This is a genomic window from Bifidobacterium sp. LCP19S3_E9, assembly GCF_052121135.1.
GTDB classification, from domain to species: Bacteria; Actinomycetota; Actinomycetes; order Actinomycetales; family Bifidobacteriaceae; genus Bifidobacterium; species Bifidobacterium thermacidophilum.
Genome location: NZ_JBQKEV010000008.1, coordinates 26,624 through 38,000 on the forward strand (window position 1 = coordinate 26,624; position 11,377 = coordinate 38,000).

At 60.9% G+C, this 11,377-nt stretch carries 7 protein-coding genes; 2 read left to right on the forward strand and 5 right to left on the reverse strand.

Going from position 1 to position 11,377, the window contains the following annotated elements:
• Positions 1-96: 96 nt before the first annotated feature.
• The 4 genes from ACTQYB_RS05490 to ACTQYB_RS05505 form a co-directional block, all read right to left on the reverse strand.
• A complete protein-coding gene (locus tag ACTQYB_RS05490) occupies positions 97-1,497 on the reverse strand; it encodes an Nramp family divalent metal transporter (protein ID WP_441482085.1) in 1,401 nt (466 codons plus the stop codon).
• Positions 1,498-1,602: 105 nt separating this feature from the next.
• Positions 1,603-2,409, reverse strand: coding sequence for an HNH endonuclease family protein (locus tag ACTQYB_RS05495; protein WP_441482112.1), 807 nt, complete (start codon positions 2,407-2,409; stop codon positions 1,603-1,605).
• A 339-nt stretch (positions 2,410-2,748) separates the two neighbouring features.
• Positions 2,749-4,020, reverse strand: a complete 1,272-nt coding sequence (locus ACTQYB_RS05500) for an ABC transporter substrate-binding protein (RefSeq protein ID WP_441482111.1) — start codon at positions 4,018-4,020, stop codon at positions 2,749-2,751.
• A gap of 631 nt (positions 4,021-4,651) precedes the next feature.
• Positions 4,652-6,763, reverse strand: coding sequence for an aminotransferase-like domain-containing protein (locus ACTQYB_RS05505; RefSeq protein ID WP_441482084.1), 2,112 nt, complete (start codon positions 6,761-6,763; stop codon positions 4,652-4,654).
• 241 nt (positions 6,764-7,004) lie between these two features.
• On the opposite strand from ACTQYB_RS05505, the gene ACTQYB_RS05510 reads away from it, so the two are divergent.
• The gene (locus tag ACTQYB_RS05510; protein WP_441482083.1) at positions 7,005-8,330 is read left to right on the forward strand and encodes an aminotransferase class III-fold pyridoxal phosphate-dependent enzyme; all 1,326 of its coding nucleotides are present in this window, start codon (positions 7,005-7,007) and stop codon (positions 8,328-8,330) included.
• A 51-nt stretch (positions 8,331-8,381) separates the two neighbouring features.
• Positions 8,382-9,233: an SDR family oxidoreductase gene (locus tag ACTQYB_RS05515; RefSeq protein ID WP_441482082.1), complete on the forward strand. Its 852-nt coding sequence runs from the start codon at positions 8,382-8,384 to the stop codon at positions 9,231-9,233.
• Between the two features lie 191 nt (positions 9,234-9,424).
• Here ACTQYB_RS05515 and ACTQYB_RS05520 read toward each other — a convergent pair whose 3' ends face one another.
• A complete protein-coding gene (locus ACTQYB_RS05520) occupies positions 9,425-11,302 on the reverse strand; it encodes a DUF4012 domain-containing protein (protein WP_441482081.1) in 1,878 nt (625 codons plus the stop codon).
• Between the last annotated feature and the right edge of the window lie 75 nt (positions 11,303-11,377).

Sequence of the window (11,377 nt, forward strand, 5' to 3'; positions counted from 1 at the left end):
AGCCAGTGCCCTATCCTCGCACCAGCCATATTCCGTCCGCCCGAACATGCGGAACGCGACAAACCGAACAAGGCAGCATCACGGCACATGTGCCAATCATCCGCGCCCGGTCAGCGTCAGGTAGACGAGCACGACGTTCAACGCGATAATCAGCCCGGCCACCGCCATAAACAACACGTGCTTGGCCATACCGTCACGATACCGTCCCATCAGCTCGGGGTCACGTGTATAGCGCATCAACGGGATAATCGCGAACGGAATACCAATCGACAGCACAACCTGGCCAATCACCAACGCATACGTCGGATTCGCAGAAAACCACAACACCACCAGCGCCGGAACCAACGTCACCACACGGCATGCCCACATCGGCGCATGAATATGCAACAAGCCGCGCATAATCTCCGAACCGGCATACGTGCCCACCGAGGTGGAGGACAGTGACGAAGCAAGCAAGCCAATCGAGAAAATCGTTCCAATCGCGGGGCCAAGCGCCATCTCAATCGCATGCTGCGCACCCTCAATCGTGTCCGTGCCCTTCATGCCGTACAGCGAGTTCGCAGCCAACACAAGCAACGCAAGATTCACCGTACCCGCCAACGCGAGCGCCCACACCACATCAATCTTGGAACCGCGCAGCAACTGCCGGGTGTCCGGCTTCTCCTCGCCTGGAGCATAATGATCATTCACCAGAGTGGAATGCAAATAAATCGCGTGCGGCATAACCGTCGCACCCAGAATCGACGATGCCATCAACACGGAATCCGCGCCACGGAACCGCGGGATCAAACCGGCAAGCACATCGCCGCCATTCGGCGGGTCGACAAACAACCCGGCAATGAACCCAAACGTAATCACCAGCAGCATCGCAATAACGATCTTCTCAAACACGCGATGCGTACGGCCGCCTTGGAACCACAACAGTACCGTTGACACCGCGCCGATAACGCAGCCGCCCCAGAACAACGGCAAACCGAACAACAGCCTCAGCGCGATCGCCCCGCCGATGACCTCAGCAAGATCCGTCGCAATCGCAATCACCTCGGCCTGCATGAAAAACATGTACCTGCCGGCATCGCTCATCCGCTCGCCGAGAATCTGCGGCAACGATTTGCCGGTCACAATGCCGAGTTTCGCGCTTTGATACTGGATCAGCACGCTCATGAGGTTCGCCAGCACCAGCACCCACACCAGCAGATAGCCGTAGCGGGCGCCCGAAGTGATGTTGGCAGCCACATTGCCCGGATCCACGTAGGCGACCGCGGCGACGAAAGCGGGGCCGAGGATCGAGGCGAACGCATGGCCGTGGTGGTGTGGTCGGGATTGGTTGTTGGGCTGAGTGGGTTGGGGTTGTGTTGCGTGCCCAGTTCCCTGTGCTACCGATGTTCCCGTGGGCAATTTGCCACCCACGCATCCGCGTACTGACTGATTCGGATCCAGCTGCGCCTTGTGAGCGGCTGTATCCGTATTCTTTCCCCGATGTTCCGACTCGCTCATGTTCAACCAGCTCTCATGTCTCGTCGTGATATCTCATATTCATTGTCGTGCCGGCGGGGTGACCGCCTCACGAGTCCGTTAGTGTTATAGGTCCGGTTTGTAACGCTATGTAACATAGCACGGACTGGAGCTCTCAGCCCTTGTGCCGTCAGGCGACACGCCGTGTGCAATGGGAGTGGAATGCCGAGATGGAATCTGCTGATTCGGACATCCTCGCAGCACCGCGGCCATCGCCTCATGTTCCTGTGGCGTCACACTCAGCCCATACTTGGCCTTCACCGCGACCTGCAACGCCACATACGTGCAGCGGAACTCAGCATTCGTCGGCAACCAGTATGCCGCGGACGCCGCCCCCTTCTCCTCATTCGCAGGACCATCGACTGCTAGCAGATTCAACGGATCATTGCCGAAACAATACCGCTGCGCGCGATTCCACCGGGATGCGCCGGAACGCCAGGCATTCTCCAAGGCAACCACATGGTCAATCTGGACGGCGGTGCTTGATTGTGCGCCGCGTACGAAAGCAATCGTGCGGCCGGTATACGGGTCTTCGAGCGTGCCGGACCGCACAACGCAGCCGCCCGCCACGGTGAAGCGCACATCATGCAAGTCTCGTGCGAGAATATCGTCGCGGATATCACACCCGTTCCCGTCATCGTCGGTCTGGCGATATCCGAATTCGTCGCGCTGGTACCCCTTGCCGGATTGCCGGGCATCCACCACAAGTGTGCGCAACACATCGGCGACCGGGCCAGTCGCCACATATTCGCCGGTGATTCGTGCAGCTGGCGGGCTCACGTACGGCAGTGCCAAACCGACCGCAAAACCGAAGCACGCGACCACAACGATGACAATCAGGCACCTCGCCCGAGGACTCGCGACACGCGGTCGGCTGAAACGCCCCGACGACAGATGCTGCCGCCGATGCCAGCGAAATCGCCGAAACCGTTGCGATGCCCCAGGCGAAGACCCCCAAAACCGTTGATACTGCCGATGCTGCTGAGACTGCTTCCGCCCACGGTCCATGGCTCCCCCTGCCCGTTACCAATCGTGTCCGATGTTCATGACATCTCCGTCGCCGCTCCCCCAGCTCGCCCCGGATTCAATCTATCGGACGAGTGTGACAGCCCCTATCGATACCATCGCAATAGTCCCGACAGCCCCGATTGGCCCCTAATCAACCCCAACAACAAACGACGGCGGCAAGCTGCCTGCGCAACCTGCCGCCGTTACCCGAGCGTATCGCTGAAATCACGCTACCTTGCCGGATTGCAAGTGGTCGAAGACCGGCTTGTTGTCGCCGTCGAACTTGTAGACGCCGATGTTGGCGCTCGACGGGTCATGGTCCTTGTTGAACGGGCCGATGCCGGTCAGACCTTGGTACTGAATGGATTTTCCACTCTTGATCAGAGCCAGGCACTCCTTGTAGCTCTTGCACTTCGTACCACCATCCGCACCGGAGACCGCGGGCAGATTGTCCTTGATTGTCGCGCCGTCAACCGCACCGCCCTTCTGGGCAGCGAGCGCGGAGAGCACTACGGCGTCATAGGTTTCAGCCGCATACGTGAAGTTCTTGACCGACGAATCGATGGACTTGATGCGTTTTTGGAACTCGTTACTCGCTTCGGCGCCCGGAATCGTCGCGGAATCACCCTTCAGCACACCGGGGTCGAAATCGCCCGAATAATCCTGGGTGTTGCCATCAGTCAGGTACAGCTTGTTGGTATCGATACCCTGGCTGATCATTTCCTTGACCAGTGCTTTGGTCTGGTCGAAGGCGATCACCAGAATCGCGTCAGGATGGGAGGCTTTCAGCGTGGTCACCAGTGAGGAGAAATTCGTCTCCGTCGGGTCGAAGGTCTCGGTCTTGCCGTAGACGATATTGACATTGCTGTCGGCGAGCGTATTGACAATCACCTTGCGCAGCCCAGTGCCGTACTCGTCGTTGAACACCGCGATGGCGAGATTTTGCACGCCATCCTGTTCGATAACGTTGCCCATCACCGCGCCTTGCACGCCGTCGGGGGCGATTGTGCGGAAGAAATACTCGTCGATGCCGGACAGACTGGGCGATGTGGCGCCGACCGAAATAACCGGGACCTTGGAACCGGAAGCCTGCTTGTAGATGTTCTTGGTCACCGAACTGGACGGCGAGCCGATGATGACGCCCGGCTTCTTGGCGAGCAACGACTGCACACCGGAGGTGTTCTGGTCGGCGTGGTCGGCGTCCGAGGAATCGGCGATGGCAGTATTCACGGTTTTACCGAGCACGCCGCCGGCCGCATTGACATCCTTGACGGCGAGCTTGAACGCTGCGACCGTATCGGGGCCGAGGTATGACAGGCTGCCGGTCTCGGGGAAGAAGCCGCCGAGCATCAACGCCCCGGAGTCCGCCGAGGAAGAGCCAGATGACGAGGATGTCCCCGAGCCGCAGGCAGCGAGGCCGGACAGGCCGAACGCGGCGGCGGCGAACAGTGCGGTCGCGCGCGTCGTCGCCGTGCGGGCGGAGCGGCGGCGACGCATGCGTGCGTGGTGGTGTTTGCGGTTGAACCGCTCGTTGTCTGGGTTTGCTGCGTTGCCTGTTACACGGCCTGCTGCGGTATTGTTCATCACATGCCCGGCATCTGTGAATTCAGTCATGATAGCTTCCTTTCTTCTGCTTCCCAAAAACAATCCGCCTCCCCGGGAACCGATATCAAACTGATGCTTGAGCTTGAGCTTGTGTTCAAGCCGATGCGAATCATCGGCATCAAACGCACGTCTCATCGATAGCGGTTTGCGCCAGATGATGGTTTCCGGTGCAATACCGGGGTGTTGCGTTGCGCACCATTGTGCGGATTGAACATTTCCCCGCCGTTCCTCTTGGGCAACGTCGCTGTTGCCGGACGGGGCGGTGCGTAACCATCAGCACACAATCGTGTTTCGGGGTGGTGCAGCGGGGTGCGCGTGGGGCTTGGCGAGGCTGTGGGGTGGTGGGGTTGGCTCACGCAACGACCCGGCCGACGGCAGAAACCGGTCAACCGGACCCACAGAACGGCCATCGTGTGAGGATTGGCTCACACAGTGGGGAGTTTGCGGTTGGGGCCAAGGGACATCATCGGGAGGCGGCTGGGATGAGATCCGGGATGGTTGTGAAAGGCCACACCACCCTAGCTCAGGCGGTTGCGGCTTGGACCAGGCATTGGGCGACACGTTCGGTGATCGCTTCGGGTTGCGAAATCGTCACTCGCATCGCATTGCCTTGGGTGATGCCCGCATCGGTCAGCAGCGTTGCGGCCGTGCCGTCAATACCAATAGTCGAAGCACGGCCGAGACCACCTGCTCCAACAGTTCCGATGCCTGCAGTGTCGGCGACATGATAGGCGGCGTCACCGATGTCGCGACCAGCCCTGCAACCAGTATCCCCGACACTGGCAGCGCTGACCCCACCAGTCCCAGCAACGCCAGCAACCTCAGCATCACCGCCAGCACCAGCGATATCAACGCCCGCAGTCCTCTCAACACCTGCAACCCCAGCAATCACATTGCTCCCAAAGATTGCGGCATCCGGCCAATCGTCGCCGCCGATTACACACTCCTGCACACGCGAATCGTCATCACTTGCCGAGACACGGAATTCCGGCAGAAACCGTCCGCCTCCCGCCACACGGATATGCTCCTGCGCGAGAATCCGCCTCGCCGCGGCCGGATCGCGCACCGGCAACCACATATTGAATCCGCTGCCCGGCACGGTTTGCATCCCGAAACGCTCCAGCAGCGCAGCCATCGTCTTGCGCCTGAGCGCATACGTGTGGCGTGCGCCTGCAATGGTCGAATACGCCTGACGATCCGCAAGCATCTCGCACAGCAGCTCCTGCAGGAACCGACTCACCCAGCCGGCTCCCAGCCGTCGCCGCTCCACAATCGCATCAACCGCTTCACGCGTCCCCGACAACGCCGCAAGCCGCAAATCGGGGCCATGCGACTTCGAAAAACTGCGGATATGAATCACCCGGTCAGGCAACAGGGACCCTAGGGACACCGCGAATACATCAGCGACCATGCCACTGCTATCATCCTCGAGAATCGGCGGAATCTCGCGCCCGGCTGCTTCCTGCTCCCACATGCGCAACACCCGGGCGATCACCGACAACCGCTGGGGCGTATAGCTGATACCTGTGGGATTCTGCGCCCGCGGCTGGATGATGATCATGCCGATGCGACGGCCCTGGTCGTGCGTCGGCCCCGCGGACGGGCTGAAACGCTCCAGCACCTCGAACAAAAGATTGGGATCCATGCCTTCCGCATCAACCGGCACGCCGACGGCGATTGCCCCGCTTTCGCGCAGCACATCAAGAATGAACGGGTACGTGGGCGATTCGACAATCACGACATCGCCATGGCGCACAAATGTGGCGATGGCGAGCGCAAGCCCATCCCCCGCACCGGACACCATGGTCATCGCCTGCGGATCATACGGCCAATCGCCGCGCAATTCCTCCTCCAGCATCGGCAGGATTGTCGGCCCGGTGTACGAGTTCACGAATGCCCGCCGGTTGCCGAGCCGGGCCAAATATGGGCGGATTGGCGGCAGAAGCGTATTGTCCGGAGTTCCGCGGGACAGGTCGATGACCGGGGCGTGGACGGCGGCGAAGCCTCGCATTTGGCCCGCATCGGACATGTCGAACACGGCTCGGACGCCTGCAGCCGAAGACATGGCCGTACGCGCTCCCCAGCCATCCGCGCCTCCTGCGAATGACGCAGCCGAAGCCGGCGGAATGTTTACTTCGGACAGCGCCTGCGGAAGCACGAACGTGCCCGCCCTACCCCGCGAATGGATGACCCCCGAACGGGCGAGCATATGATACGCGGCAGAAACCGTGGCCGGACTCACGCGAAGTGCCGCCGCAAGTGCGCGAACGGTCGGCAGACGGGTTCCTTCAGGCAGAACTTCAGTGGAGACCAACGTGGTCAGTGATTCGACAATGCGTTGCGGAGTCGCCCTCGCGGTCTGTGTACGGACGAATCCTGCAAGACGCTCGGCCTCGACGACCAGCGTCTGCCCCGTCCGGATGCCGGACGTGCCACGATCCGCAGAGCCGGCTAACACGGGAGTTCCCGCGGAATCATCGGGCTCCTGCCCGCCTTGAGATTGCTGTGGACCTTGGAGGGCAAGGGAGTCACTGGAATCTCGGGAATCTACGAGTCCGCTGCCGCTGCCGGCACCGGGCTTAGCATCGTCCGGATGACGAATCCTCGAATCATTGTGCTTATTGTCTGTGATCATTTCGCCTTCTCGCCTTCTGCACTCTCCGCAGCCCACGCGCATACGCTTCATATGACACGCCCAGTATCGCCAATCGCGGTTATTCCGGTGTTTCAAGACGATGCACAACAGGAAATGTCCACGTAAAACGCGAAATGTTCATTGCTCACAATGCCAATTGCAACGTCACATGGCGTCACATGCGATGCCAAATGAACACAGCCGGCCCGATGCCGGAACCCATCCTAGGAAAGGACACATCATGGGACACGATTGCTCGGCAGATGAGACGATCTGGGACGACGCCTACGCGTTGGACCGCGCGCACGTTTTCCACTCCTGGCACGCGCAGCGCAACCTCCACCCAACCGAGGTGGTCACCGGCCACGGCGTGTGGCTCAACTACGCGGATGGCCGTGAGATGCTGGACTTCACCAGCCAGCAGGTCAACGTGAATATCGGCTACCAGCACCCCGCGGTCGTCGAAGGCATCAAGCAACAGGCCGAACTGCTCGCCACCATCGGCCCCGACTACGCGAACCTCGCCCGCGGACGGGCAGCCTCGCTTGTTGCACGCCGCGCACCTCAAGGGTTCGACAAGGTGTTCTTTACAAACGCCGGCGCCGACGCGAACGAGAACGCCATGCGCGCGGCACGTCTGGTCACCGGGCGCGACAAGATCCTCTCCTCCTACCGTTGCTACCACGGCAATACGGGCGCGGCAATCAGCGCGACCGGCGACTGGCGGCGCAAACCGAACGATTACGCGCGCGGCCATGTCCACTTCTTCACACCGTACCTGTATCGTTCCGAGTTCTTCGCCACCACGCAGGAGGAGGAATGCGAGCGCGCGCTCACTCATCTCGAGCATGTGATTCAGTTCGAGGGGCCGGACACCATCGCCGCCGTACTGCTCGAATCGATTCCCGGCACAGCGGGCATCATCATCCCGCCGAAGGATTATTTCAAAGGTGTGCGTGAAATCACCCGCAAATACGGCATTCTGATGATCACCGACGAAGTGATGGCCGGCTTCGGGCGCACCGGATTCTGGTTCGCCCTCGACGACTACGATTACACGCCGGATATCATCACCTTCGCCAAGGGTTGCAATTCCGGGTATGTCCCGGCTGGCGGCGTGATCATGTCCGATCCGGTGGCCAAGTATTTCGACGACGTCGTGTTCCCGGGCGGCCTCACATATTCCGGACACCCGCTGGCGATGGGAGCGATTGTGGCCACGCAGGAGGCGATGGAACGCGAGCATATCGTCGACAACGCTCACGATGTCGGCCGTGACATACTCGGACCGGGTCTTCAGGCGCTTGCCGAGCATCACCCGACCGTCGGCGAGGTGCGTGGCAAGGGCGTGTTCTGGGCGGTGGAGCTGGTCGCCGACCGGACCACCAAAGAACCGCTCGATGACGCCAGTATGCAGCGGATCGTGGCTGAGGCAGACAAGCTGAATCTGGTGCTCGGCGTACACAACAACCGCATCCACGTGACCCCGCCTTGCGTAATCAGCGCCGAGGAAGCGGCCGAAGGCGTCGCCCGGCTTGACAAAGCGATGACCGCTGCCGGATGCTGAAACCAGCCAGACGAGCATGACACCGCTGCGAACGCAGCAGGAAGGATGACCATGACAGAACAACAGACAACGCAATCAGTAACACCAGCGGCGACACAGCATGTAACGCCAGCTGCGACATCACCTGCAGGACAATCAGCGTCACAGCCGGCAGACGGCGACCAGCGCGCGGTTGTGACCGGAGCATCCAGCGGAATCGGCGCGGCGACGGCCCGCGCGTTGGTCGCAGACGGATGGCACGTCGTGGCACTGGCACGCAGGGCCGAGCGTCTCGACACATTGGCTCAGGAACTCGGCGATGCAGTCGAGCCGATCGCCGCCGACATCACCGACGAATCAAGCGCACAGGCAGCCGTAGAGACGATACTCGCCGGCGGGCCAGTCAAGGCGCTCGTCAACTGTGCCGGCGGGGCCATCGGCAAGGATCCGGTCGCCACCGCGAGCATCGACGATTGGCGGGCAATGTACGAGCTCAACGTGCTCGGCACGCTACGCATGACGCAGAAGCTGCTCCCTGCGCTCAAGAAGTCTGCCGGAACCGTGCTCGTCATCTCCTCGACCGCAGGCATCGAACCCTATGAGGGCGGTGCCGGGTATTGCGCGTCGAAATTCGCCGAACGCGTGATGGCCCGCGTCTTGAGGCTCGAAATGATCGGCGAGCCGATTCGCGTGGTCGATATCTCCCCCGGGATGGTGCACACCGATGAGTTCTCGATGCACCGCTTCCATGGCGACGCTGCCAAGGCCGCAGCCGTGTATGCCGGGGTGCCAGACCCGCTGAAGGCCGAGGATATCGCCGAATGCGTCCGTTGGGCGCTTGACCAGCCCGATACCGTCGATATCGACTCGATCGTGGTCAGGCCGCGGGCGGAAGGCTCCTACACCAAGGTGTTCCGCAAGTAAGGTGTGGTCACCACTATCTGCTCTTCTGCCGACGCTGAGGGGCGGGTAAGCGTCGGCAGAAGGATGGTACTCGCTTCTACCGACGGTGAGACAACTCCCAGCGTCGGCAGAAGGTTACGGGGGTGCGGTGCTATATGGAATTCCCGATGTGGGGCTCGCTGTGAAGCCCCGAACCGACTACAGGACTCCGATTACTTCGTCCCGATGGCACAAGCCGAGGTATCCACACTCACTCCAGGATCTTCCCAGCCCATCGGCGTCTGGTCAACACCAAGGTCTGCCGTAGCCTTCGTGGAGGTGGTCACGTCGAAGGAGTAGGTCATCGATTTTTCGGGATTCAACAGCACCAGCGTCGTGGTGACGCTCTTGCCGTTCAACGTGGTCTGCTTCGGCGCCACGGACACCGTGCCGTTCCCGCTTGTGGTGATATTCGAAATCGACCCGCCGGCAGGCGCGTAAATCAGCATTTTCTCAGCGGCCATACCGCGCGCCAGGCTCGGCACTTGGACGCCACCGGCGATGTAATCAGGTACCTTGGCCAGTTCGGCATTCGTCATTGTGTTGTTCAGCGTGTATTCCACGTGGTAGGTCTGCGAGCCGTCACTATTGCACGACGTACGCGTGATCTTGGTCGTGCGGTGCACGTACCAATCCATCTTGGACGGGTTCTGCTCGGTGATGTACACGCCGATCTTCGGGTTGGCCTCATCACTTGGCGTGGATGCTGTGAAGCCGGCGGACAGCAACGAGTTTTCCGTCGTCTCATCGAAGCTGTACATGGAGAAGTGCCGGTTCTGTGCAAGCGAGGACATCGCCTGCCCGACCTGGGTGAGCTTCTCAAGATTGATATTCGAGAACATCGCGCTGATCGACTGGGTTGCAACCTCGGTGAAATACCGGTCCTGCATACTCACCGGATACTCCTTGTACACGGTGTTGAGCAGGAATTCCGCCGTATTGGTGCCGTCAAGCACTCGGCCATCCGACAAGGTGACCTGCCCGTTGATCGCGACCATCTTCTGCAGGAACACCGGATCGACCATAATCACGCCGTCAAGACTCTGGCTCGCCCCCCACGGGGTGCGCTGCCAGATCGCGCGCATACCTTCCGCCGAACGCTGCGCGTCTGTGTACACCGCGAGATCGCGCATATCGAAGGACATCTGCAGAGGCCCCCACTGGTTGAAAATCCGCTGCTCGTCCGCGGTCGGATCGCCGACACCATACGGAATGTACTCGCCGTTCGAACGGAAATCCCCGATGGAAATCTTGCCATTGTCCGTGGTCATAACACCCACCGAACCCAGCAGGCCGCCGCTGGAGCGCGCTTCGGACGTGGTCATCGCCATGATTGCATACGTTTTCACGCCGCCGGAGCCAAGGACACCGGGGATGATATCCAGCGTGCTGGACAGATTGTTGATGGTCGTTCCCGCGGCGTTCAGCTGCTGCTTACCGCTGGCATACGCGGTGGCAATCTTGCCGATCTTGGGTTGTGGCAGGGCGTCATATTCCTTGACCAGCTTCTGGAGCGGCTCGTTCGCGGCCTTCATGGATGTGGCCGCCTGAGTGATCGGCTCGAGGTTCAGCGACCCGTCGTCCGTGGTCAGCGATGTGTTGACCAGCGTGCCCAGTGTGGAGCTCAGCTGCGGAATCGACTCGGTGGTCAACGAATGGACGATGCGTGTCATGCCGCGGACAGTTGTGATGTCATCGCCGTACACCGGCATGTGGGATGCCAGCGTCCACAGCTTGCCGTTCGTGATTTGTTCGGCGGCGGCGGTTTCCGATTGCAGTTGCGGCAACACCGCGTTGATGGAATCCACCGTATCTTTGCTAACGCCGGACGCACCTGAGCCCGAAAGCCCCTTTAGGCCGGACATCAGCGAAATAGCCTTCTCCTCGTGGGCTTTGACTTCCATGGCCTGCTTGTAGAAGGTGTATGCCGTGATGCCTGCAGCCGCAGCCACGACCACCAGAACAGCCAGTACAATCCATGGCCAGATATGCCTGCGCCTGCCCCCGTGGGCACCGGGCATATTGCCGTGCTGCGCGGTATGTCTGCTCATCTTGCTCCTCACCGATCCCCGGTACGCAGCCCGGTACGGCCATGCCACACCTTGGGCCGCACCGATGCAATCCAA